Source organism: Rhodoplanes azumiensis (genome assembly GCF_042682915.1).
GTDB classification, from domain to species: Bacteria; Pseudomonadota; Alphaproteobacteria; order Rhizobiales; family Xanthobacteraceae; genus Rhodoplanes; species Rhodoplanes azumiensis.
In genome coordinates, this window is record NZ_JBHUIW010000013.1 from 113876 (window position 1) to 139193 (window position 25318).

General features: G+C 71.0%; 16 protein-coding genes and 1 pseudogene. 7 read left to right on the forward strand and 10 right to left on the reverse strand.

The features are described from left to right. The first annotated feature begins 8 nt into the window (after positions 1 to 8). Both hutI and hutU read left to right on the forward strand, forming a co-directional pair. Entirely contained in the window at positions 9 to 1211 is a 1203-nt protein-coding gene (gene hutI, locus ACFSOX_RS12745) for an imidazolonepropionase (RefSeq protein ID WP_378478194.1), read from the forward strand. A 226-nt stretch (positions 1212 to 1437) separates the two neighbouring features. Continuing rightward, a complete protein-coding gene (gene hutU / locus ACFSOX_RS12750; RefSeq protein WP_378478195.1) occupies positions 1438 to 3102 on the forward strand; it encodes a urocanate hydratase in 1665 nt (554 codons plus the stop codon). A gap of 120 nt (positions 3103 to 3222) precedes the next feature. Here hutU and ACFSOX_RS12755 read toward each other — a convergent pair whose 3' ends face one another. The 4 genes and pseudogenes from ACFSOX_RS12755 to ACFSOX_RS12770 all read right to left on the reverse strand — a co-directional run bounded on the left by ACFSOX_RS12755 (position 3223) and on the right by ACFSOX_RS12770 (position 6616). Continuing rightward, complete coding sequence (locus ACFSOX_RS12755) at positions 3223 to 3552, reverse strand: DUF4387 domain-containing protein (protein WP_378478196.1); 330 nt, start codon at positions 3550 to 3552, stop codon at positions 3223 to 3225. Between the two features lie 218 nt (positions 3553 to 3770). Then, positions 3771 to 4955: pseudogene (locus ACFSOX_RS12760) on the reverse strand (acyclic terpene utilization AtuA family protein); the annotation flags it as partial. Positions 4956 to 5100: 145 nt separating this feature from the next. Then, positions 5101 to 5895 (reverse strand): hypothetical protein, encoded by a 795-nt coding sequence (locus ACFSOX_RS12765; protein WP_378478197.1) that lies wholly within the window; start codon positions 5893 to 5895, stop codon positions 5101 to 5103. 211 nt (positions 5896 to 6106) lie between these two features. After that, positions 6107 to 6616 (reverse strand): OsmC family protein, encoded by a 510-nt coding sequence (locus ACFSOX_RS12770; protein ID WP_378478198.1) that lies wholly within the window; start codon positions 6614 to 6616, stop codon positions 6107 to 6109. A 457-nt stretch (positions 6617 to 7073) separates the two neighbouring features. Here ACFSOX_RS12770 and ACFSOX_RS12775 point away from each other — a divergent pair, with 457 nt between their 5' ends. From ACFSOX_RS12775 to ACFSOX_RS12790, 4 genes are all read left to right on the forward strand, one after another. Continuing rightward, complete coding sequence (locus tag ACFSOX_RS12775; protein WP_378478199.1) at positions 7074 to 9725, forward strand: ATP-binding protein; 2652 nt, start codon at positions 7074 to 7076, stop codon at positions 9723 to 9725. A 364-nt stretch (positions 9726 to 10089) separates the two neighbouring features. After that, complete coding sequence (locus tag ACFSOX_RS12780; protein ID WP_378478200.1) at positions 10090 to 11277, forward strand: efflux RND transporter periplasmic adaptor subunit; 1188 nt, start codon at positions 10090 to 10092, stop codon at positions 11275 to 11277. 4 nt (positions 11278 to 11281) lie between these two features. Next, positions 11282 to 14527, forward strand: coding sequence for an efflux RND transporter permease subunit (locus ACFSOX_RS12785; RefSeq protein ID WP_378478201.1), 3246 nt, complete (start codon positions 11282 to 11284; stop codon positions 14525 to 14527). 64 nt (positions 14528 to 14591) lie between these two features. Further along, positions 14592 to 15614 carry an adenosine deaminase gene (locus ACFSOX_RS12790; protein ID WP_378478202.1) on the forward strand — a complete coding sequence of 341 codons (1023 nt, stop codon included), beginning with the start codon at positions 14592 to 14594 and terminating at the stop codon, positions 15612 to 15614. Positions 15615 to 15714: 100 nt separating this feature from the next. On the opposite strand, the gene ACFSOX_RS12795 is transcribed toward ACFSOX_RS12790, so the two are convergent. The 4 genes from ACFSOX_RS12795 to ACFSOX_RS12810 all read right to left on the reverse strand — a co-directional run bounded on the left by ACFSOX_RS12795 (position 15715) and on the right by ACFSOX_RS12810 (position 19836). Then, on the reverse strand, positions 15715 to 16323 hold the full coding sequence (locus tag ACFSOX_RS12795) for a DUF2478 domain-containing protein (RefSeq protein WP_378478203.1): 609 nt from the start codon (positions 16321 to 16323) through the stop codon (positions 15715 to 15717). 79 nt (positions 16324 to 16402) lie between these two features. Beyond that, complete coding sequence (locus tag ACFSOX_RS12800) at positions 16403 to 17110, reverse strand: TetR/AcrR family transcriptional regulator (protein WP_378478204.1); 708 nt, start codon at positions 17108 to 17110, stop codon at positions 16403 to 16405. A gap of 81 nt (positions 17111 to 17191) precedes the next feature. After that, positions 17192 to 18580: an ABC1 kinase family protein gene (locus ACFSOX_RS12805; RefSeq protein WP_378478205.1), complete on the reverse strand. Its 1389-nt coding sequence runs from the start codon at positions 18578 to 18580 to the stop codon at positions 17192 to 17194. Between the two features lie 104 nt (positions 18581 to 18684). After that, positions 18685 to 19836, reverse strand: coding sequence for an alpha/beta fold hydrolase (locus ACFSOX_RS12810; RefSeq protein ID WP_378478206.1), 1152 nt, complete (start codon positions 19834 to 19836; stop codon positions 18685 to 18687). Positions 19837 to 20127: 291 nt separating this feature from the next. Between ACFSOX_RS12810 and ACFSOX_RS12815 the strand changes: the two genes are divergently transcribed. Continuing rightward, entirely contained in the window at positions 20128 to 20316 is a 189-nt protein-coding gene (locus ACFSOX_RS12815; RefSeq protein WP_378478207.1) for a hypothetical protein, read from the forward strand. Positions 20317 to 20636: 320 nt separating this feature from the next. Here ACFSOX_RS12815 and ACFSOX_RS12820 read toward each other — a convergent pair whose 3' ends face one another. Both ACFSOX_RS12820 and ACFSOX_RS12825 read right to left on the reverse strand, forming a co-directional pair. Further along, positions 20637 to 23852 (reverse strand): efflux RND transporter permease subunit, encoded by a 3216-nt coding sequence (locus ACFSOX_RS12820; RefSeq protein WP_378478208.1) that lies wholly within the window; start codon positions 23850 to 23852, stop codon positions 20637 to 20639. Positions 23853 to 24013: 161 nt separating this feature from the next. After that, positions 24014 to 25234 (reverse strand): efflux RND transporter periplasmic adaptor subunit, encoded by a 1221-nt coding sequence (locus tag ACFSOX_RS12825; protein ID WP_378478209.1) that lies wholly within the window; start codon positions 25232 to 25234, stop codon positions 24014 to 24016. Between the last annotated feature and the right edge of the window lie 84 nt (positions 25235 to 25318).

Sequence of the window (25318 nt, forward strand, 5' to 3'; positions counted from 1 at the left end):
AGGCTTCGATGCGATTCGACCGGCTGTGGCGCGACGCCCTGATCGCGACGCTCGACCCGAACAAGCCCGGGCTGGGGCTGATCGCGCGCGGCGCGATCGCGGCGACGGACGGCCGCATCGCCTATGTCGGCCCCGAGGCGGATCTCCCGGCCGGCACCGACGCGGCCGAGACGATCCGGCTCGACGGCCGGCTGGTCACGCCCGGCCTGATCGACTGCCACACCCACCTGGTCTACGGCGGCTCGCGCGCCAAGGAGTTCGAGATGCGGCTCGCCGGCGCCTCCTACGAGGAGATCTCGCGGGCCGGCGGCGGCATCGCCTCCACGGTGAAAGCGACGCGCGCGGCGAGCGAGGACGATCTCGTCGCGACCGCCCGCACCCGACTCGACCGGCTGACCGCCGAAGGCGTCACCACGGTGGAGATCAAGTCCGGCTACGGGCTCGACGACGCGACCGAGACCCGGATGCTGCGCGCCGCCCGCCGCCTGGGCCGCGACGCCGACGTGCGCGTGGTCACGACCTATCTGGGCGCCCACGCGACCCCGCCCGGCGCGCCCGACAAGGATGCCTATGTCGACAAGGTCTGCGCCCTGATCCCGACGCTGGCGCGCGACAAGCTCGCCGACGCCGTGGACGCCTTCTGCGAGGGCATCGCCTTCTCGCCCGAGCAGACTCGCCGCGTGTTCGCCGCCGCGACGGCGGCCGGCCTGCCGGTGAAGCTGCACGCCGACCAGCTCTCGAACCTGCACGGCGCACGGCTCGCAGCCGACCACGGCGCGCTCTCCGCCGATCATCTCGAATACACGGACGAGGAGGGCGCGGCCGCGATGGCGAAGGCCGGCACCGTCGCGGTGCTGCTGCCCGGCGCCTTCTACGTGCTGCGCGAGACGCAGAAGCCGCCGATCGAGGCGTTCCGCAAGCACGGCACCCGCATGGCGCTCGCCACCGACTGCAATCCCGGCACCTCGCCCGTCACGTCGCTTCTCCTGATCATGAACATGGGCACGACGCTGTTCCGCCTCACCGTCGACGAGGCGATCGCCGGCGTGACACGCGAGGCTGCGCACGCCCTCGGTCTCGCGGCCGAGATCGGCACCCTCGAGCCCGGCAAGAGCTGCGATCTCGCGATCTTCGACGTCGACACCCCGGCCGAGCTCGTCTACCGCATCGGTGCCGCGCCGCTGTTCTCACGCGTGCTGCGAGGCGCGTGATGCTGAGAGAGAGAGCGGCATACTCCACTTTACCTCTCCCCGGCGGGGAGAGGTCGACGCGCGCAGCGCGTCGGGTGAGGGGGTGCCGAGGTCTCCATCGGCTCCGTAAACCCTCACCCCGGTCGTGCGCTGACGCGCACGCCCGACCCTCTCCCTCAGGGAGAGGGTGCCGGAGACCGTGGCGCTTTCGTATGATCAACCAGAAGACGATTGGCTCGACACGCCCATGACCCGCATCGACAACGCCCGCGTCATTCGCGCACCGCACGGCAGCACGCTCTCGGCCAAGAGCTGGCTCACCGAGGCGCCGCTGCGGATGCTGATGAACAATCTCGATCCCGACGTCGCCGAGAAGCCGACCGAGCTGGTCGTCTACGGCGGTATCGGCCGCGCCGCGCGCAACTGGGAGAGCTTCGACCGCATCGTCGCGGCGCTGAAGAGCCTCGAAAGTGATCAGACGCTGCTGGTGCAGTCGGGCAAGCCGGTCGCGGTGCTGCCGACGCATGCCGACGCGCCGCGGGTGCTGATCGCCAACTCCAACCTGGTGCCGCACTGGGGCACCTGGGAGCACTTCAACGAGCTCGATCGCAAGGGCCTGATGATGTACGGCCAGATGACGGCCGGCTCGTGGATCTACATCGGCTCGCAGGGCATCGTGCAGGGCACCTACGAGACCTTCGCCGAGATGGGCCGCCGGCACTACGGCGGCGACCTCGCGGGACGGTGGATTCTCACCGCCGGGCTCGGCGGCATGGGCGGCGCCCAGCCGCTCGCCGCCGTGATGGCGGGTGCGTCCTGCCTGGTCGTCGAGTGCCAGCCGAGCCGCATCGAGATGCGGCTGCGCACCGGCTATCTCGACGTGAAGGCCGAGAGCCTCGACGAGGCCCTGACCATCATCGAGCGCTCCTGCGCCGAGAGGAAGCCGCTGTCGGTCGGCGTGCTCGGCAACGCCGCCGAGATCTTTCCCGAGCTGTTCCGCCGCGGCGTGCGGCCCGACGGCGTCACCGACCAGACCTCGGCGCACGATCCCGTCAACGGCTATCTGCCGCAGGGCTGGACGCTCGCCGAGTGGGAGGCCAAGCGCGACGCCGACCCGAAGGCCGTCGCGGCCGCGGCGAAGCGCTCGATGGTCGATCACGTCAAGGCGATGCTCGACTTCCACCGCGCCGGCGTGCCGACCGTCGACTACGGCAACAACATCCGCCAGATGGCGCAGGACGAGGGGCTCGACGACGCCTTCGCGTTCCCGGGCTTCGTGCCGGCCTACATCCGGCCGATGTTCTGCCGTGGCATCGGCCCGTTCCGCTGGGCGGCGCTGTCCGGCGATCCGGCCGACATTCTTCGCGCCGACGAGGCGGTCAAGGCGCTGCTGCCCGACGACAAGCACCTGCACAACTGGATCGACATGGCGCAGAAGCGCATCAAGTTCCAAGGCCTGCCGGCGCGCATCTGCTGGCTGGGGCTCGGCGACCGCCACCGCGTCGGCCTCGCCTTCAACGAGCTCGTCGCCAGGGGCGAGATCAGCGCGCCGATCGTGATCGGACGCGATCATCTCGACTCGGGGAGCGTCGCGAGCCCGAACCGCGAGACCGAGGCGATGATGGACGGCTCCGACGCCGTGTCGGACTGGCCGCTCCTCAATGCACTGGTGAACTGCGCGAGCGGCGCCACCTGGGTGTCGCTGCATCACGGCGGCGGGGTGGGCATCGGCTACTCGCAGCATTCCGGCATGGTGATCGTCGCCGACGGCACGCCGGAGGCGGCGCGCCGCCTCGCCCGCGTCCTGTGGAACGACCCGGCCACCGGCGTGATCCGCCATGCCGACGCCGGCTACGAGTTGGCGCAGCAGTGTGCCCGCGAGAAGGGCCTGATCATGCCGAGCCTGGGGTGACCGGTCACCCCGTCTCAGTCATGGTGGGGCTCGTCCAGGCCATCCACGTCTTGCTCACGAAACGGCCCCGAGGTCGTGGATGCCCGGCACGAGGCCGGGCATGACGAGTTAGAACAACCCCTACCCCTCCAGCCCCTCGAAGGTCAGGGCGAGCAGCGGCGCGTGCTGCTGGGCACCGTAGACGTCGCCGTCGCCGATCGCGCCGGAGGCGAGCGGGCGCTTCAACGTGATCTTGATCGCGTTGGCCGGGTCGAAGGCGACGATCGAGATCACGTCGCTCTCGGCGACGCCGTAGAGCGCGGCGATGCGAGCGGCGTCGAGCATGCCGCTCTGACGCACTCGCTGATACCAGACGGCGTCGCGGAACATGATGTCGAGCGTCAGCTCGAACGGGCCGGCGTTCTTCGAGCGGATCACGCCGGCGATGTCGACGAGGCGCACCGCGCTCATGACGCGACTCCCACGGTCGCCGGCGCCGCGATCTCCTCGATGCGCACCGGGAAGAATGCGCACGGGTCGTCGATGCCGGTCAGGAGGTGATAGACGCTGAAGCGGAACACCTCGCCGGCCGGCAGATCGGAGGGCGAGTACGGGAAGGCGAGATTGCCGGCGGTCGAGACGCGGCCCGGATAGCCCCAGTGCAACAGGCTCGAGCGGGCGAAGCTGACGATCGTGTCGGCGATCTCCTGGCTCGCCGCGACCGCCTCGATCACGAGGCCGATCTCGTGCGGGGTCGCGCGCTCGCGCAGCGGCTCGCAGGCCCCCATCACGCCGTCGCGCCCATACAGCCGGAACAACAAGCGGTAGTCATCCGCCGACAGCGTGCGAGAAAAGTTCTCGGCGACCCGGATCCGCACCGCGTCGAGGATCGCGTCGATCTGGGCGATGAAGGAGGGATCGCGCACGCCGGCGATCGACACGGTGCGGAAGCCGGCCAGCGCCGCGCCCTCGATCTTCAGCGTGTAGGCGCCGCGAACCATTCGGCTGCCGGCGACCCGCACGGTGCGCTCGTCCTCCTGGACGAAGGTCGTCGCGGTGAGGTCGAGCACCCCGCCCGGCCCGGGCAGGCGGTAGGGATCGCTCTTCTCGTAGAGCGTATGGGCCGCGACCGAGACGACGGTGCAGCGCCGCTCCGGCGCCATCGGCTCGACCAGGAAGTGATCACGTCGCAGCGTGCCGAGCATGCAGTCGCCGCCCGAGCCCGGCACGGCGGCGATGGCGGCGCATTCGAGAATCTTGCCCAGATGTACGGCGAGGCCGGCGTCGAAGCCCTGCATCAGCGGCAGCGCCGCGAACACGGCCGGGTCGTAGGCACGGCCCGCGACGATGACGTCGGCACCCTGCGACAGCGCCACGATCAGCGGCTCCGGTCCCATCTGGGCGACGAGATGCGTCGAGGCCTGCACATCCTCGGCACTCGCCTCCGGCCCGGGCGGCAGCGGCACCAGCGCGCCACGCGCCTGTGCGGCGAGCAGCGTCCCCCGATCGATGTCGGCCGGGATCACGGCGAGGCGGAACGACAGGCCCTCCTCGGCCGCGATCTCGCGCACGATGGCGAGCGTCCAGTCGAGATGCGGGCGCGCCCCGCAGCCGCCCGCCGTGCCGACGATCACCGGGACGTTTCGGGCGCGCCCGGCGATCAGCATCAGCCGCAGATCGCGCTTCACGGCGGCGCGGTCGGTGAACGGCACGCCGGCGCCGAGATAATAAGGTCCGGGATCGGACGAGCCGGCATCGACCGCGATCACGTGCGGATCACGCGCCAGCCCGGCCGCGAAGGAGCTTTCGGGGAAGCCGTAGCCGAGGATCGCGGTGGTCGAAAGGATTCTCAGCTCGTCGGGAGAGGGTCGCATGGGTGTCGGTCCTTCGGGGACGTCGGTCCTTCGGGCATCGTCTCGGGCGCGGGGACGGACCGATTCTAGAGCATGCCCCGAAGGTGGCGAATCGATCGCGATGCGCGCGGCCGCCGGGCGTGGTGCCCCGGAACGCAGGGACGCCTCACGCCACCCGCCGCGGCCGGCGGATCAGCAGCACCGCGAGGTTGAAGCCGATCGCGACGGCGAGCGCCGTCGCCAGGCCGGGCCACACGCCGAGCAGCGGCACGGCGAGATGGATGCTCAGGCAGGCCGACGAGAAGCCGATCAGGCCGAGCAGCGCGTTGGCCAGGATGGCGGCGCTCGCCGGTCCGCCGAGGCGCGACTGCAGGATGATCACGAAGCTCAGGAGCACCACCGGAAACGCCGAGAACAGCCCGGTGAAGGCGGTGCCGAGCCAGGAGCTCGCCGTCACGACGAAGCCGACCAGGCTCGCCACCGTCACGGCGCGGGCCGGGATGTCGTACCAGCGCCGTCGCGCCATCGGCATCTTGGCGTGACGGAAACGCGCGGCCGCCAGCACGCAGACGATCAGCACGCCGTAGGTGACGATCATGGCCGGCACGGTCGTCCACGCCACCGCCTGCACGACGAGCGCCGCGGCGAACCACCCGGACAGCGCGGCGAGCGCGCTCGCGAGGATTCCGTGGCGCTGCGCCACGTGGACGTAGACGAGGGCGAAGGCGCCGTTGGCGATGTTGGCGACGAAGCTCGAAAGCCCCGCCGCCGCGATGAAGTCGGCGTCGTGGGCGAGCGCGAGGAACACATAGGCCGGCCCGGTCGAGGTCGGCAGCGTCGCGATCATGGCGCCGAGCACGGGGCCGGCGCGCTCGGCCGCGAGCGTCGCGACGACGACGATCAGGGCCGTGATCGCCATCTTGCTGGCGAGCGGCAGCAGCAACGCGAGATCAGGGGACATGGCGGGTCGGAGTTCCTCGAGAGCCCGTCATCCCGGGGCGCGGGCAACACCCGCGAAGCCGAAATCCATAGCCCCTGCGCCGGCGGCTCACGAGAGACCGGGCGTATGGGTTCCGGGCTCGGCGCTCACGCGCCGCTCCGGAACGACCGAGCGAACATGCGACGCCCGACTTGCGAAAGCGGCGACCTCCGAACGATTGGCGGACGCCGCCTCACGCCCGGTCGAGACGCACCGTGACCCGCGGGCCGTTCTTGATGGTCTGGTAGACGACGCAGTAGCGCTCGGTCAACTTGAGGAGTTGATCGAGCTGCTCCTGCGGCGCATCGGTCTCGACCGTGAAGGTCAACCGGATCGCCGCGAAGCCGACCGGGGCGTCCTTGGCGACGCCGAGCGTGCCGCGAAAATCGAGATCGCCCTCCGCGGTCACGGTGCCGCTCGCCAGCGGTATCGCGAGCGCCGTCGCCACCGCCTTCAGGGTGACGCCGGCGCAGGCGACCAGCGCCTCGAGCAGCATGTCGCCCGAGCACAGCTCCAGCCCACTGCCGCCGGTCGCCGGATGCAGTCCGGCCACCGCCAGCGCGCGGCCGGTCTCGACCTTGCAGGCGATGCTGGTGTCGTCGAGCGCGCCCGTGGCCTTCAGGGTGATCAGCGCGGTCGTCGGGTCGGCCTTGTAGCGCTCCTTGATCGGAGCCTGCAAGGCACGCAGCGCGGTCGCATCCATGGCGTCTCGTCCCTCGGGGGTGATCGGGAGCGGCACGTTACAGGCCGCGAGCGCGCCCGCAAGGGGATCCTTAGCCCGAGCCTAAACCTCTGCACGCGAAATCGAATTGACTGGTCTCCCACATTCCGTCACCCTGACCGGAACCACGTCGCGTGCCCGCGTGCCGGGTCGACGTGTCGTCGTGGGGCCACGTTTCGTCCGCGACAGGTCTTAGCCCGTTCGATGCCGTGCCGAGTCCCGAGTGATGACAGTGCATCGCGCGAACGCAGTCCCGCCCGCCACGGTGCGCGCCGCCGAGCCACCGCAGATCGGCCTCGACACCGCGGCCGCCGCCACAGCAGCGACAAACAAACCTGAACAAGGTGCTGCCGACCACCGCGCCGACGACACCGCCCCCGAAACCGGACGAGTCGAGATCATTCCCAGCAACTGCCAGTTCCTCGCCGAGGGCGGCGAAATGGGCGCGCTCATGCGGGCGCACGACTGGACGCGGTCGCCGCTCGGGCCGCCCGAGCAGTGGCCCGACGCGCTCAAGATGGCGGTGAGCATCTGCCTCGCCTCGCGCTTCCCCATGGTGATCTGGTGGGGACCGGAGCTGGTGATGCTCTACAACGACGCCTACCGGCCGATTCTCGGTCTCACCAAGCATCCGGCGAGCCTCGGCCGCTCCGGGCGCGGCATCTGGCCGGAGACCTGGAGCATCATCGGGCCGCAGCTCGAGAGCGTTCTCGCCGGCGAGGCGACGTGGTCGCAGGACGTCTTTCTGCCCCTCGACCGCAACAATTACCTGGAAGAGGCCTACTTCACCTACTCCTACAGCCCGATCAAGCATGCCGACGGCCGCATCGGCGGCGTCTTCACGGCCGTCACCGAGACGACCGAGCGGGTGCTGAGCGAGCGTCGCCTGAAAATCCTGCGCGAGCTCGCGGCCCAGACGGCGGAAGCCCGCACCGTGGAGCACGCCTGCAAATGCGCCCTCGCGGTGCTGGGCGCCGACAACCCCGACGTTCCGCTCGTGCTCCTCTATCTGCAGGACGAGGACCGCGGCGTCGCCTGCGCGGTCGGCGCCACCCGGGTGCCGGCGGACCGGTTCGCGGCCGAGATCGGTCCGGAGGACGACGATCCGTGGAGCGTCGCCCGGGTGATCCGCACCGGCGAGCCGGCCCTGCTCGACTATCTGCCGTTCCGCTTCGGCTCGCTCGTCGGCGCGGCGTGGCCCGAACCGGTGAAGCGCGCCCTGGTCCTGCCGGTGCCGCGGCTCGGCGCCGCCGGTGCCGTGTGCGGCGCCGTGGTGATCGGCATCAACCCGCGGCGCGCCTTCGACGACGACTATCGCGGCTTCCTCGATCTCGTCGTCGGGCACCTCGCGAGCGCTCTCTCCAATGCCCGCGCCAGCGAGGAGGAGCGCCGCCGCACCGACGAGTTCGCCCGCCTGGAGGCGCGCTTCCGCGACCTCGCCGATTCGGCGCCCGTGATGATCTGGCTGTGCGAGCCGTCCGGCCGCGCCACCTGGTTCAATCGGCCGTGGCTCGCCTTCACGGGCCGCAGTCTCGACGCCTCGCTGGGCGACGGCTGGCTCGCCGACGTCCACCCCGACGACCGCGCCCGCTGCGAGAGCGTCTACGGTGCCGGCTTCGCGCGGCGCGAGCCGTTCCGCTTCGAGTTCCGCCTGCGGCGTCACGACGGCGAATGGTGCCAGGTCGACGACACCGGCGTGCCGCATTACGCTGCCGACGGCAGCTTTCTGGGCTTCATCGGATCCTGCGTCGACGTCAGCGCGGCACGGCGTTTCGAGGCGGCGCTGCGCAAGAGCCGCGAGGAGCTGCTCCGTCTCAACGAGACGCTGGAGACGCGCGTCGCCGAGCGTACCGAGGATCTCGCCGCGGCGAACCGCCAGCTCCTCGCCCAGATCGAGGAGCGCGAGCAGGTCGAGGCGACGCTGCGCCAGATGCAGCGGCTCGACGCCGTCGGCCAGCTCACCTCGGGCGTCGCCCACGACTTCAACAATCTGCTCACCGTCATCCTCGGCAACGCCAGCTACCTGGAACGGCTGTGGGCCGAGGCCGACGATCCCAAGCTGATGCGGCGCGTCACCCACATCCGCATCGCGGCGGAGCGCGGCGCCAAGCTGATCGCCCAGCTGCTCGCCTTCTCGCGCCGCCAGCGGCTCGAGCCGCGCGCTCTCGACCTGAACGACACGGTGACGCGGATGCGCGAGCTGCTCGGCACCACGATGGGCGGCGGCATCGAGATCGAGACCGTGCTGGAGCGCGAGCCGTGGTCGGCGCTGGTCGATCCGACCCAGCTCGAGCTCGTCATCCTCAACCTCGCGATCAACGCCCGCGACGCCATGCAGGTCGGCGGCCGGCTCACGGTGCGCACCGCCAACGTGACGCGCGACGACCCGACGCGGCCGGAGCATCCGGGGCCGGGCGACTATGTCGAGGTGGCGGTGAGCGACACCGGCACCGGCATGTCGGAGGAGGTGCAGGCCAAGGCGTTCGAGCCGTTCTTCACCACCAAGACGGTCGGCAAGGGCTCGGGGCTCGGGCTTTCGCAGGTGCTCGGCTTCGCCAAGCAGTCCGGCGGCGGCGTCGCCCTCGAGACCGAGCCGGGACACGGCACGACGGTGCGGGTGTTCTTCCCGCGTGCGCGCTCGGCCGAGGAGGCGGAGTCCAACGGCGCTCCGGAGAAACCGACCGGCAAGAGCGCATCGGCCTGCGTGCTGGTGGTCGACGACGACGACGACGTGCGCCACATCACCGCGACCATGCTGGAGACGCTCGGCCATCGGGTCATCGAGGCGGGCAGCGGCGGCGCCGCGCTCGAGCGGCTCGCCTCGCGCGACGACATCGAGCTCGCGCTGATCGACTTCGCCATGCCGGGGATGAGCGGCCTCGACCTCGCCCGCGAGGCGCGGCTGCGCCGCCCGGCGCTGCCGATCCTGTTCATCACCGGCTACGCCGACTCCACGGTGCTGGCCGGCGTGCGTCACGAGCACATCCTGCGCAAGCCGTTCCTGGAGCCGGAGCTCGACCGCCGCATCCGCGCCGCGCTGGCCAACGCCCGGGCCGGCACGGTCGACGCCCTGATGTCGCCGAAACGGTAGCCACTCCTCACGCCCCGGCCCACCGCCACGATCCGGCGCCGCTACGGCAAGGTGTCGCAGGACGTGATCACGGCGGTGATCCAGGGCGTAATTCTTCGCCGAGTGGCAGAGATCGCGGCGTCCGGTCGCATGGTGCGACATCGCCGACACGGGCCGCGGCCCTGGCGAAGCCCCCGGGCCGTTCTACGTCTCGGCCAGGATCGACAGACCGAGGAGCGCATCGTGCGAGATCGAGCAGGCTGACGCGCGACGCGACACGCGCCCGCATGGACTGCGATCGAGACCCGTCTCCGACGCGCGTCCCGGCGGCCCGACTTGGAAATTCTCCGCTTGGACGTTCCGAGCCGAACCGAACGAGACCCCGATGCCGTCCCCGACTGCTCTCACCGGGCGCGCGCTCGCCGCCGCCCTGACGGTAACGCTCGCTCTGGCGCCCGCGGTCGCCGCCGACGGTGTGCCCACCGCGTCGGCGGCGGCCGCTCCCGAGGCCGCCGCGGCGGCCGCGCGCGATCGCGAGGGCATCGCTCTCCCGCTCGACGAGCGCGAGATCCGCACCGCCGGCATCGGCACCACGGCGATCATGCAGGAGACGGGCAACCTCGACCTGTCGCTGCCCGGCACCGTGGCGATCCCGCCGCAGCAGCTGCGCGTCGTCGCGGCGCCGGCCGGCGGTCTGGTCGAGACCGTGCTGGTCGCCGCCGACGAGACCGTCACGGCCGGCCAGCCGATCGTCAAGCTGCGCTCGCCCGACCTCGTCGAGGCGCAGCGCCAGTACCTCGCCGCCCTTTCCGACGACGCGCTGGCGAGCGACCGGCTGCGCCGTACCCGCCTGTTGTGGGAAGGCCGGGTGACGCCCGAGCGCGAGCTGCGGGTCGCCGAGACCGAGGCGGCGCACGCCAAGTCGCGGCTCGACGAGCGTTCTCAACTCCTCACGCTGATGGAGATGTCCGAGGCCGAGATCGAGGCGCTGCGCACCACCCGCAAGATCGCCAGCTCGGTCACGGTGCACGCGCCGATCTCCGGCACGGTCGTCTCGCGCAACGCCAATCCGGGTCAGCGCGTCGAGCCGGCGGCGGCGCTCCTGTCCATCGCGGCGCTCGATCCCCTGTGGCTGAACCTGCAGGTGCCGGCCGCCCGCCTACCCGCCGTCGCGGTCGGGGCGCGCGTGATCCTGCCGGCCTACGGGGTCGAGGGCCGCATCATCCGCATCGGCCGCACCGTCGATGCGGCGACCCAGTCGGCCGTGGCGGTCGCCGAGATCGACGCCGGCGACGGCGCCGTGCGGCCCGGCCTCGCCGTCGCCGCGACGATCCGCATCGGCCAGAACGGCCCGCCGCAATGGTCGGTGCCGTCGACCGCGGTGGTGCGGCATCGCGACCGCGCCTGGGTGTTCGTGCGCGAGCCGACCGGCTTCCGCGCCATGCCCGTGCAGGTCGTCGCCGAGTCGACGGCGACCGCCTCGATCCGCGGTCGGTTGTCGCCCGGCGCCCAGGTGGCCGACCGCGGCGTGGTCGCGCTGCTCGCCGAGCTCGCCGCCGCCGACCAGGACTGATTCGATGCTCTCGTCTCTCGTCGACGTCGCGCTGCGCCAGCGCCTCATCGTCTTCATCGGCGCGATCGCCCTCGCCGTGTGGGGCGCGACCGCCTATCAGCGGCTCTCCATCGACGCCTTCCCGGACGTCGCGCCCGTGCAGGTGCTGGTCTCGATGAAGGCGCCCGGCCTCACCCCGGAGGAGCTGGAGAGCCGCGTCACCGCGCCGATCGAGCTCGCCGCCCGCGGCATCCCCAACCTGGTGCGCATGCGCTCGACCACCCGCTACGCGGTCGCGCTGCTGACCTTCGAGTTCGCCGACGGAACCGACATCTTCTGGGCCCGCGCCCAGGTCAACGAGCGCCTGCAGGAGGTGCGCAGCCAGCTCCCGGACGACGCCGACGGCGGCCTCGCCCCGATCGTCACGCCGCTCGCCGAGATGGTGATGTTCACGATCGAGTCCGACACGCTGAGCGCCCAGGAGAAGCGCTCGCTGCTCGACTGGACGATCCGCCCCGCACTACGCGGCCTGCCCGGCGTCGCCGACGTCAACGTGCTCGGCGGCTACGTTCGCACCTTCGAGGTGATCCCGTCGGCCTCCGCCATGGCGGCGCGCGGCATCACCACGCAGATGCTCGAGGAAGCGATCGAGGACAACAACAGGAACGACGGCGCCGGCCGCATCAGGAACGGCGAGGAGGCGCTTCTGGTCCGCTCGGAAGGGCGCATCCGCACCCTCGACGACGTGCGCAACACCATCGTCACGGTGCGGGCCGGCTCGGTCGTGCGGGTCGGCGACATCGCCGACGTGCGCTTCGGCGCGCTCGCCCGCAACGGCGTGGTGACGGCCGACGCGAGCGGCGAGACCGTGTGGGGCATGGTGCTGGGCCTGCGCGGCGCCAACGCCCGCAGCGTCGTCGACGGCGTCAAGGCGCGGCTCGCGACGCTCGCTCCGCAGCTTCCGGACGGTGCCCGCGTCGTCATCTTCTACGATCGCAGCGAGCTGATCGGCAAGGCGGTGTGGACCGTCCAGAAGGTGCTGCTGGAGGCCATCGCGCTCGTCGTCGTGATGCTGCTCCTGTTCCTCGGCAACCTGCGCTCGGCGCTGGTCGTGTCGCTGATCCTGCCGCTCGCCTTGCTCGCCACCTTCGCGGTGATGCGCCAGCTCGGCTGGTCGGCCAACATCATGTCGCTCGGCGGGCTCGCCATCGCGATCGGCCTGCTGGTCGACTGCGCCGTCGTGGTGGTCGAGAACGTCGAGCACCGGCTCTCGACCGTCGAGAAGCCGGATCTCGCGACGCGGCTGCGTCTCACGTCGGAAGCGACCCGCGAGGTCGCTGTGCCGCTGGTGTCGGGTGTCGCCATCATCATCGTGGTGTTCACGCCGCTGCTCGCCCTGCAGGGGCTCGAGGGCCGGCTCTTCGGCCCGGTCGCGCTCACCATCGTGGTGGCGCTGATCGCCGCGCTCGTCCTCTCGCTCACCGTGGTGCCGGCGATCTCAGCGCATGTGCTGCGCGCCGGCCATCACGCCGATCCGTGGCTGGTGCGCAGGCTGCACGCCGGCTACGATCCGCTGCTCGCCTATGTGATGCGCAAGCCGATCGCCGTCGTCGTCGCGGTGGCGATCGGCATCGCCGCCGTCGCCGTGGTGTTCCCGCGCATCGGCTCGACCTTCATGCCGGTGATGGACGAAGGCACGCCGGTCCTCACCATGAGAAAGTTTCCCACCATCTCGGTCGACGAGGCGGCGCAGACCGATCTGCGCATCCAGGAGGCCCTGATGAAGGAGATCCCGGAGATCAAGGGCATCATGGCACGGGCCGGCGCCGACGAGCTCGGCATCGATCCGGTCGGCCTCAACGAGACCGACATGTTCATGACGCTGGCCCCGAAGGAGACCTGGCGCGGTCCCGACACGCGCTGGTTCCTGGGCGAGCTGCGGCGCGTGCTCGACACCATCCCGGGTATCGACTACGCACTCACCCAGCCGATCGACATGCGCGTCCAGGAGATGATCATCGGGGCGCGCGGCGACGTCGTCGTGAAGGTGTTCGGCGACGACATCACGACCCTCAACCGCGTCGCCCGCGACGTCGCGACGGCGATCCGCGGCGTGCCGGGCGCCATCGACGTGTTCGCGCTGCGCAACGCCGGGATGCGCTACTTCACCGTGGCGGTCGATCGCGACCGCGCCGGCCGCTTCGGCCTCAACGCTCAGGAGGTGCAGGAGGCGCTGCGCGTGTGGGTCGACGGCCGCCGCCTCGGCCTCGTGCTGGAGGGACAGGTGCGCACCCCGCTCGTGGTGCGCGGCGAGGAGCGGCTGCGCGCCTCGGCGGCCGACCTCGCCCGCGTGCCGATCGTGCTGCCCGGCGGCGGCACGGTCGAGCTGGCGCAGGTCGCCACCATCAACGTCGACGACGGGCCGATCCAGGTGATCCGCGAGGACGGCCAGCGTTTCGCGACCGTGCTGGCGAACGTGCGCGGTCGCGACCTCGTCGGCTTCGTCGACGACGCCAAGGCCGCCGTCGCCACCAAGGTCGAGATGCCGAAGGGCTACGGCCTCGTCTGGGGCGGCCAGTTCGAGAACCAGCAGCGCGCCGCGGCGCGGCTCGCCATCGTGGTGCCGATCGCGCTCGCCGCCATCTTCCTGCTGCTCTATCTCACCTTCGGCTCGCTGCGGCAGGCGACGCTGGTGTTCTGCAACGTGCCGTTCGCCACCATCGGCGGCGTGATCGCGCTGTGGGCGTCGGGGGAGTTCCTCTCGGTGCCGGCCTCGGTCGGCTTCATCGCGCTCATGGGCATCGCGGTGCTCAACGGCGTGGTGCTGATCTCCCACATCAACGAGGTCTGCGCACGCGGCGACCTGCCGTTCCGCGAGGCCGTGACGGAGGGCGCGCGGCGCCGGCTGCGGCCCGTGATGCTGACCGCCTCGATCGCGGCACTCGGCCTCGTGCCGTTCCTGTTCGCCACCGGGCCGGGCGCCGAGATCCAGCGGCCGCTCGCCATCGTGGTGATCGGTGGCCTGATCACGGCGACGGCCCTGACCCTGCTTCTGCTGCCGATCCTCTACGATCGTTTCGCCCTGCCGCGCGCCGAGCGCCGCCGCCTCGCCGCGGCGGAGGCCGAGGCGTCGGCGGCTGCGGCGGCGCCGGCGGACACGCCGTCCGCGGCGGCGCCCGCTCCGGCCGCCCCGGGGCTCGCCGCCGCCGGCCCTGCCGCTCCGGCACCGGCCCCCGGCAAGGCCGCACCGGCCGACGCGCTGGTGACGTGACGCATGACCACGGAGCGATCTGCTATGGTCCCCGGGATTCGAACCCCGAGGACTCCTCGTGCACATGCCGGACCGTGATCACCTCGTCGCCTGCCTGCCGAAATGCGAGCTGCACATCCACATCGAGGGCTCGCTCGAGCCCGAGATGGTTTTTGCCCTGGCGCGTCGGAACCACATCCGCCTGCCGTGGGATTCGGTCGAGGCGCTGCGGCGCGCCTATGCGTTCGGCTCGCTGCAGGACTTCCTCGACGTCTACTATGTCGGCATGTCGGTCTTGGTCACCGAGCACGATTTTTACGACCTCGCACTCGCCTATCTGCGGCGCGCCCATGCCGACAACGTCGTGCATGTCGAGATGTTCTTCGATCCGCAGGGCCACACCAGCCGCGGCATCGCCTTCGACACCGTCGTGAACGGTCTCTCACGCGCCTGCACGCAGGCCCGTGAAGAGCTCGGAATCCGGGCGAGCCTGATCATGTGCGTCCTGCGCCATCTCGACGAGGCCGACGCGCAACGCACGCTCGACGCCGCCCTGGCGCACCGCGACCGCATCGTCGGCGTGGGGCTCGACTCCTCGGAGAAAGGCAATCCGCCCGAGAAGTTCGCGCGCGTGTTCGCGCGTGCCCGTGACGCCGGCTTCTCGCTCTTCGCCCATGCCGGCGAGGAGGGGCCGCCCGACTATGTCTGGCAGGCGCTCGACGTGCTCGGGGTCGCCCGCGTCGACCACGGCAACCGGGCGCTGGAGGACGACGTGCTGGTCGCGCGGCTCGCCCGCGACCGGGTGCCGCTGACCGTCTGCCCGCTCTCCAATCTCCGCCTGCGCGTCGTCGACGACCTGAGGCACCATCCGCTGCGGCACATGATGGAGAAGGGCCTCGCCGTCACGGTGAACTCCGACGACCCGGCTTATTTCGGCGGCTACGTGAACGACAACTTTTCCGCCGTCGCTCGCGCCCTCGATCTCTCCGCCTCCGATATCGTCGCGCTCGCCCGCTCCAGCTTCACGGCCGCCATGATGACCGACGCCGAGCGCGCGGCCGCGCTCGCGCAGTTCGAGGCCGCGGTGAAGGGGATCGGGGCGCGTTAGCGCGCGGGCGGCGGCGCGGCCATTTCGGTTTCGGCTCCCCCCGGCGGGGGGTGAAGGCTGTGCCGTCGCGAGCCTTCGAACGGATCGGCCGGATGCCGCGTCACTCCGCGGCGGCTGGCTCCGGCGCCGCCCGTGCCACGGCGCAGGTGCGTCGCTGGCCCGCCCACCAGGCGTCGAGCGCATCGGCCTCGGCCGCGACCGTCACGGCCAGCGGCCCGGCGAAGGCCGACCACGCCGCGGCAACCGCCGGCGCCACCGCGGTGACGACCGGCAGGTCCGCCGCGACAGCGTCCTGGAACGCCTCGACGAGGCCGCGCCGATCGACCTCCACCTTGCCGAACTTGGACAGGATCACGAGGTCGGCGCCGGCCGTGATCGCCGCCTGCACGAGACCACAGGCCTCGGCGAGGCCGCCGGGATCGAGATTGCAGGCGGTCGACTCGCGGCCGAGATTCTGGCTGATCGGGATGCGCCGTCCGTCCGAGAGATCGCGCAGGAACCGTCCTCCGCAGGGGCCGTCGCCGCACTCGGCCTCCTCGACGACGCCGACCACCCGCACGCCTTCGCCGATGCGGCGCCGCGCGAAGGCCGCCATCACGGCCTGGATCTCGGCCCCGGAGGCACCCGACAGCGCGGCGACCGGCGCCGGCGGTTCGTCCGCCGCGCCGCCTCGTCCCGGCGCTCCGGGTTCTGCGAGGTCACTCGTCATGCAAGCCGCCCCGGACGACTCATCCTATATCGATGGAGAAATAGCTTCAAGGCGCTGCCCCGGCCGTTGCGCGCGGCGCTCACGTCCGTTGCGGCCGCCGCGGCCCCGGCCGGCCGGGCTTGGGCGACGCCGTGCCACGGGCGCCGTCGACGAACAGGCGAATCCCCCGGCGGAGCCGCTCGAGCTTCTTGGGCGTCATCCGGCCGTCCTCGAGACCGAGCACGACGAAGCGCCGGGGACCGAGCACGGTCGCCGAGAGGAAGTGTTGGGACGCGAACACGCAGTCGTCGATGACCAGCTCGCCACGGGCGACCGCCTGTTCGAGGATTTTGCAGACCGCGCCGATCGTGCGGGCGCCGGCGAAGTCGTAGAGGATGCGGGCGAGCTCCGGGAACCGCCCGACCTGGGCCGTGACCATGCGGTCGAGCGCCACCGATTCGGGCGTGGTGCTGATCCGTATCAGCTCGAGCGCCACCCGCTCGAGCAGATGCTCGACGGGCGCGCCGGTCGCCGGGACCGCGTCGAGGCTCGGAAAGTTCCGCTCCGCGAGGCGGATCACCACGGCGGCGAACAGATCCGCCTTGCTGCCGAACTGAGCGTAGAAGGCGCGCTTCGAGACGCGCGCCTTGGCGACCACCGTGTCGATGCCGGTGCGCTCGTAGCCGATGCCGAGGAACATCGTGGTGGCGACGTCGATGATGCGCTCGGTCGCTTTCGCCGATGGATCCTTGTCCGGGGGGGCGGCGATGCGCTCCCGCGCGGGGGCGGACCTCTTGGATGGCGACATCACACCGGCTCTCGGTTCGAGACAGGCCGTTCCTTTAACGGAGTGGCGCCACGATGCAAGATGACGGGTTAGGTTAGTACCCTAGACCGGACTAGAAGGAGGCGGAAGCCCGGCCCCGGTCAGGGCCCGGCGCTGCCGCTCCGCCACCTCGGCGACCGAAAAGTGCTCGATCGCCTCGTTGAACAGCCGGTGATAGTTGAGCCGGGAATCGAGATGCAGGAAGACGCCGCCGAGCCCGATGGCGGCGCGGTCCATGAACACGAACTCCTGCGGGATCGTCACCGGCCCCTTCTCCTTGAGGGCGCGGTGCACCGTGAAGGCTTCGCGGCGGCCGTACTCGGACGGCTTGACGCCATCCGCGATGGTGCGCACCCGATCCTCCATGACGGGACCGAAGATGAAGCGCGCCCAGATGTTGAGGATGTCGATCAGCTCGTCGGTGAGCCCCCGGAAGCCCCACGCCTCGTAGGCGGCGACGATCAGGTCGCGGTCGTTCGCCAAGAGGCCGTGATACAGATCGACGACGCCGGAGACGAAGCGCGGCGGGAAGATGCGGATGCAGCCGTAATCGAGCAGATTGATGCCGGCCGGCACGCCGTCGGCGACGAACGCCGTGTAGTTGCCGAGATGCGGGTCGCCGTGGATGACGCCGAAGCGGCTGAACGGCAGCCACCAGGCGCGATAGAGCGCCTCGGCGAGGCGGTTGCGGGTCTCGAGATCGGCGGTCTTGTAGGTGAGCAGCCGCTGGCCCTCGAGCCAGTCGAGGGTGAGGAGCCGCCTGGTCGACAGCTCCGGCCGGACGCCCGGCACCTTCACGGTCGGCACGTCGGCCAGCACGGTCTGGTACAGCCGCACGTGCTTCGCCTCGCGCTCGTAGTCGAGCTCCTCGCGCACCCGCGCGGCGATCTCCTTGGCGATCTCGCTGGTGTCGATCGCGGCGTCCATGCGCCGGTGCAGGGCGAACAGCCAGCCGAGCTGCTGGAGATCCGCCTCCACGGCCGACTGCATGTCGGGATACTGGAGCTTGCAGGCGAGGAGCGCGCCGTCGTGCGCGGTCGCCCGGTGGACCTGGCCGAGCGAGGCGGCGGCCGCCGGCTTGTGCTCGAAGTCGGCGAACCGATCCTGCCAGTCCGGCCCGAGCTCGGCCTGCATGCGGCGCTTGACGAAGGCCCAACCCATCGGCGGCGCCTCGCTCTGCAGCTTGGCGAGCTCGGCCGCGTATTCGGGCGGCAGGAGATCGGGCACGGTGGCCATCAGCTGGGCCACCTTCATGATCGGCCCCTTGAGGCTGCCGAGCGCCGCGGCGAGATCGGCCGCGCCGGTCTCGCGGTCGTGGCTGCCGCTCAGGAGGCGCGTCGCCGCGAGCCGCGCCGCGACGCCGCCGACATTAGCGCCGACCCGCGCGTATCGCTTCGCCCGGGCGGAGAAACGGTTCTTTTCGAGATCGTTGGACTTGTCGAGATCGCTCATGACACCCATTCGGCCGGAGTGTCCGATATAGGGAGGCCGACGGGCAAGTGCCACCGCGCGCCCGCGACAGCGTGAACGCGGGGTCACGGCGGTGAAAGCCGGGCTCAGGCGGCGCGCTCGCGATCGGCGCGGGCATCCGGCCGATCGAGCCAGGCGACGACCGTGGGCCATGTCTCGGCGAGCGTCCGCCGCCCCATGAACAGGCCGAGATGGGTCGCCGGCGCCTCCATCGTGGCGATCTCGGCCGCCGGCGTGCCGAGCGCGCGCGCCGCGGCGAGCACCGCCGCGGTGCCGACCACGACGTCGTCGCGCCCGGCGAGCAGCAGCACCGGCAGCCGCACCGCGCCGATGTCGATGCGCCGGCCGAGCGCCGTGAAGGCGCCGCGCACCAGCCGGTTCTCCTTGTAGAGCCACTCGACCGTCTGCAGGTAGAACGGCCCCGGCAGGTCGACGGTCCAGTCGTACCAGTCGCAGAACCGCCGCAGCAGCGGCGCCTCGTCGGGCTCCGGCGCCAGATCGGGACATGGCGCGGGGAGCTGCAGCTCGAGGCGGATCGCCTCCGGCGTGGTCGGCGCCGTGCCCCACAGGCCGAGCATGAGCTGGCCGAGCAGCCGGCCGTCGCCGAACCGCAGCAGCTCGGCGAACTGCGACAGGGGCGTCGCCGCGGCGACGCGGGCGAGCCCGGAGTCGCCTGCGGCGAGGTCGAGCGGCGCCCCGGCGACCACCAGCCGCCGGACCTTGTTCGGGAACCGTGCGGCGTAGAGCAGCGACATCCAGCCGCCCTGGCAGACACCGATCAGGTCGACCGGCCGGTCGAAGCCGTCGATCGCGACGTTGAGGTCGGCGAGCAGCGTGTCGATGGTGAACAGCCGCATGCTCGGGGTCGCCGAGCGCCAGGCGACGAGATGCAAGTCGCGCCGGCCGCAGGCGAGGAGCGTCTCGACGAGGCTGTGCCCGGGCGCGAAATCGGCGACCGTCGCGCCGTGCAGCGCATAGGGTCCACACACGACGGTCGGCGGAGCGACGCCCGAGGTGGCCGGCGCCGCAATCGAAAAATCGAGCAATGTCAACGACGGAAGCGTCAGCGCCGTGCGATGCGGGGTGGTCCAGGAGGGGCGGGCCAGCGGCGGACGCAGGCCCTCGTCGGTCGCCGCCCGACGGGCGATCTCGTGCAGGAAGGCGGCGGTCGCCTCGCTGGCCGACACGGCCGCCAGCATCGGCCACAGCAACGCGGAGGGGAATGACGGACCCGGCATGGACGTCCCCCTGATACCGACGGCCCCGCCGGGATCGCGCGGAGACCCCGCCGCGATCGCGACACCGTGACAGACAGGGACGTGAGGGTCCGAACCGCGGGCCACCAAGTCCGGGGCACGCTCGAAAAAGGGTACGCCTTCGGGCCGGGTTCGACAAGAACGACGGCGCCCGTGACGGCACGCCCGCGGTGCCCACCGGATCGTTCGCCCCCGGACGGGGCTCGCGTTCGCCCGGATGCCTCTGGCGGCCGAACCGGCTATGCTCGGTCGGTGTTCAGCAGCGGAGACCGCATGCCCTACATCATCACCGGACACGACACCGCCGGCGCCCTCACCCTCAAGCGCGAGACGCCGGCCGCCGCCATCAAGAAGGCCGACGAGCTGTTGGGGGAGGGCGTGACCGAGGTCGAGATCACCGACCAGGACGGCCGCCACTACAGCGTCGCCGAGTTCGCCGAGCGTCACACCGCGCGGGCGTGACGGACGCACCCGACCGGTGGTCGGAGCGGTCGAATTCGGCTGGCCTCGGCCCCCCTCGCCCCGACTTCGCGCCTTCGGCGCGAACCCCGACCTCTCCCCGCCGGGGAGAGGTGATCCGAGTTCTTCGCGACCGGGTTCGTCATCACGACGGCTCGTGATTGCGCCGGCAGAACCGCGCACGGATCTCAGCTGACCCGTGCCAGGTCCGCGAAGCGCGGGGCCTTCACCTCTCCCCGGCGGGGAGAGGTCGACGCGCGTAGCGCGTCGGACGAGGGAGTGCCGAGCCGTCGTAGTCCCGACCATCCTCTCGAAAGCGGACCTCACTCCGCCGGCGCGCCGTGCGGTGCGACGGGCGCGGCCGGTGCGCCATGGATGGCGGCCGGCGCGGCGCCGGTGTGCTTGAGCGGGCGGTTGCCGGTGAGCGCGCGCAGGAGCACGTAGAACACCGGCGTCAGCACGATGCCGAACAGCGTCACGCCGATCATACCGGAGAACACCGCGACGCCCATGGCGCGGCGCATCTCGGCGCCGGCGCCGGTCGAGACGACGAGCGGCAGAACGCCCATGACGAAGGCCATCGAGGTCATCAGGATCGGCCGCAGCCGCAACCGGCTCGCCTCGATCGCCGCGGCGACCGGCGAGCGGCCGGAGAACTCCAGCTCGCGGGCGAACTCGACGATCAGGATGGCGTTCTTGGCCGACAGGCCGACCAGCACGACGAGGCCGATCTGGGTGAAGATGTTGTTGTCGCCGCCGGCGATCCACACGCCCGTCATGGCGGCGAGGAGCCCCATCGGCACGATCATGATGATGGCGAGCGGCAGCGTCAGGCTCTCGTAGAGCGCGGCCAGCACCAGGAACACCAGCAGGATCGCGATCGGGAACACGATCACGCCCGAGTTGCCGGCGAGGATCTCCTGGTAGGTCAGCTCGGTCCACTCGAAGTCGAAGCCCTTGGGCAACGTCTCCCGGGCGATGCGCGCGATGGCGTCCTGGGCCTGGCCGGTGGAGAAGCCGGGCGCCGCGGCGCCGTTGATGTCGGCGGCCAGGAACCCGTTGTAGCGCATGGCGCGCTCCGGCCCGGACGAGGGCTGGACCTTCAGCACGGCGGCGAGCGGGATCATCTCGCCCGTGGTCGAGCGCACCTTCAGCACGCCGAGATCGTCGGGCCGCGCCCGGAACGGCGCGTCGGCCTGGACCCGCACCGAGTAGGTGCGGCCGAACTTGTTGAAGTCGTTCACGTAGGCCGAGCCGAGATAGACCTGCAGGGTCTCGAACACGTCGGCCACCGGCACCGAGAGCTGGCGCGCCTTGGTGCGGTCGATGTCGGCATAGAGCTGCGGCACGTCGATCTGGAAGCTGGAGAAGGTGCCGATCAGCTCCGGCGTCTGCATGGCCTTGGCCGTGAAGGCGTCGACCGCGCTCTTCAAGGCCTGATAGCCCTGCCCGGTGCGGTCCTCGATCTGCAGCTTGAAGCCGCCGATGGTGCCGAGCCCCGACACCGGCGGCGGCGGGAACATGGCGACGAACGCCTCCTCGATGACGGCGAACCGCTTGTTCAGCTCCATCGCCAGCGCGGGGCCCGAGAGCGCGGCGCTCTTGCGCTCCTCGAACGGCTTCAGGCTGACGAACACGATGCCGGCGTTGGACGAGTTGGTGAAGCCCGAGATCGACAGGCCCGGAAACGCGATGGCGTCCTCGACGCCGTCGGTCTTGCGGGCGATCTCGCTCATCTTGCGGATCACCTCCTCGGTGCGATCGAGCGTCGCGCCGTCGGGCAGACGCGCGAAGCCGACCAGATACTGCTTGTCCTGCCCGGGCACGAAGCCGCCCGGCACCACCTGGAACAGCCCGTAGGTGACGCCGATCAGCACCAGATAGACGCCCATGGCGATCGCACGATGCGAGATGATCCTCCCGACGCTGCTGCCGTAGACGCTCGAGCTCTTCCGGAACGCGGCGTTGAATCCGCGAAAGAACCAGCCGAGCGATCGGTCGAGCATGCGCGTCACCACGTCTTTCGGGGCGTCGTGGCCCTTCAGCAGCAATGCGGCGAGCGCCGGCGACAGGGTGAGCGAGTTGACGGCCGAGATGACGGTCGAGATCGCGATGGTGAGGGCGAACTGCCGATAGAACTGGCCGGTGAGGCCGGAGATGAAGGCGAGCGGCACGAACACGGCGACCAGCACCAGCGCGATGGCGATGATCGGTCCCGACACCTCCTCCATGGCCCGGTAGCTCGCCTCCAGCGGCGAGAGACCGGCCTCGATGTTGCGCTCGACGTTCTCGACCACGACGATCGCGTCGTCGACCACGATGCCGATCGCCAGCACCAGGCCGAACAGCGTGAGCGCGTTGATCGAGAAGCCGAAGGCGTACATCACCGCGAAGGTGCCGACGATCGACACCGGCACGGCGAGCAGCGGAATGATCGAGGCGCGCCAGGTCTGCAGGAAGACGATCACCACCAGCACGACGAGGGCGATCGCCTCGAGCAGCGTGTGCACGACCGCCTCGATCGAGGCGCGGATGAACTGGGTCGGATCGTAGACGATCGAGTAGGTGACGCCTTCCGGCATGGCGCCCTGCAGCTCGGCCATGGTCCTGCGGACGTTGTCCGAGATCGCGAGCGCGTTGGAGCCGGGCGACTGGAAGATGCCGAGCGCCACGGCCGACTTGTTGTTGAGGAGCGAGCGCAGCGCGTATTCGGAGGCGCCGAGCTCGATGCGGGCGACGTCGGCGAGCCGCACCACGGCGCCGTCGGTGCCGGTCTTGACGATGATCTCGCCGAACTCTTCCGCCGTCTCCAGGCGGCCCTGCGCGTTGATCGAAAGCTGATAGTCGAGCCCCGCAGTGTTGGGCGGGCCTCCGATCACGCCGGCCGCGGCCTGGACGTTCTGGGCGCGGATCTCGCGCACCACGTCGCCCGGGGAGAGGCCGTGCTCGGCGAGCTTGGGCGGATCGAGCCACACCCGCATCGCGTAGTCGCCGCCGCCGAAGATCTGCACGTCGCCGATGCCCTCGATTCGCTTGAGCCGGTCGCGCACGTTGAGGACCGCGTAATTGCGCAGATAGGTGATGTCGTAGCGGTCGTTGGGCGAGAGCAGATGCACCACCATGGTGAGGTCGGGCGAGCTCTTCACCGTGGTGATGCCGAGCCGGCGCACGTCCTCGGGCAGGCGCGGCTCGGCTTGCGAGACGCGGTTCTGCACGAGCTGCTGGGCCTTGTCGGGATCGGTGCCGAGCCGGAACGTGACGGTCAGCGTCATCAGCCCGTCGGTGGTCGCCTGGCTCGCCATGTAGAGCATGCCCTCGACGCCGTTGACGGCCTCCTCGATCGGCGTCGCGACCGACTCGGCGATCACCTTCGGCGATGCGCCCGGATAGGTGGCGCGCACCACGACCGAGGGCGGCGCGACCTCGGGATATTCCGAGATCGGCATCACCCGCATGGCAAGGAGACCGGCCAGGAAGATCAGCACCGACAGGACGCCGGCGAAGATCGGGCGATCGATGAAGAAGCGGGAGAAGGACATCGGGGGTGTCTTTCGACGCGCCGGTCGGAGCCGTCATTCCGGGGCGCCGCGACGCGGCGAACTCGGAATCCAGCGGCGAGCTCGGAACTCGGGGGGTGGATTCCGGGGTCGCGCGTTCGGCGCGCCCCGGAACGACCAGTGTGTTTGTTTCGATCGGCGCGCTACTGCGCCTCGGTCACCTTCACGCCGTCGGGCTTGGTCCACGAGGCCGTGTCCATGCCGACCGGCTTGGGGTCGACGACGACGCCGGGGCGCACCCGCTGCAAGCCGTTGACGACGATGCGCTCGCCCTCGTTCAGGCCCTGCGTGACGATCCGCAGGCCGTCCGTCGCGGCCCCCAGCGCGATCACCCGGTAGGCCGCCTTGTTGTCGTCGCCGACGACGAGGACGAACCGCTTGTCCTGGTCGGTTCCCACCGCGCGCTCGTTGACGAGCAGGGCGGGCTCAGGCTTCGGCTGGCCCATGCGCAGCCGGACGAACTGGCCCGGCATCAGGGTGCCGCGCGGATTGTCGAACACGGCGCGCACCCGCACCGTGCCGGTGCGCCCGTCGACCTGATTGTCGATGAGCTGCATGGCGCCAGTGAGCGGCTCGCCGCCGTCGCGGTCGAGCAGGACCGGGATGCGATCGACCGCCGTATGGGCGTCGCCGACCCGCTCGGTCGCCGCGATGGCGTCGAGGGCGCGGCGCACCGCGCCTTCGTCGGCGTCGAAGCGGGCGTAGATCGGATCGACCGAGACCAGCGTGGTGAGCACCGGCGCGGCGGCGCCGGCCGCCACCAGATTGCCGACCGTCACATCCTGGCGCCCGACCCGACCGGACACCGGGGCGCGCACCTGCGTCCAGTCGAGGTTCAGGCGCGCCGTCGTCAGGCTCGCCTGGGCAGCCTGCAGGTTGGCGGCGGCCTCGCGCTCGGCGTTGACACGCTGGTCGAGGTCGCGCTGCGACACGGTGCGCGAGCCGAACAGCTGCTGGCCGCGCTCGAGGTCGTTGCGGGCGAGCGCCAGGCGCGCCTCGGCGGCGGCGACCTGCGCCTCGGCGCGGGCGACCTCGGCCGCATAGGGGGCGGGGTCGATGGTGACGAGAAGGTCGCCCTTGTGGACCAGCGCGCCCTCGACGAAATGCACGTTCTGCACGGCGCCGGCGACCCGCGGCCGCACCTCGACGCGCTCGATCGCCTCCAGGCGTCCGGAGAACTCGTCGAACAGGGTGACCGGGCGACGCTGCACGGCGGCGACCGAGACCGGGACGGCGGCCGGGACGGCGGCGGCCGGCGTGCTCGACCGGGCCGGACCGACGCCGAACTGGGTCACGCCGACGAGTCCGGCCGCGACGATCGCCACCAGCGCGGTGCCGGCCAGAATGGTACGATGGGGGGTCATGCTGCGCTCCGTCCACTTCTTTAGTGAACGCTAAATAAAGGCCTGGACGGGGCGCGTCAAGGGACATATATAGCGATCAGTAAA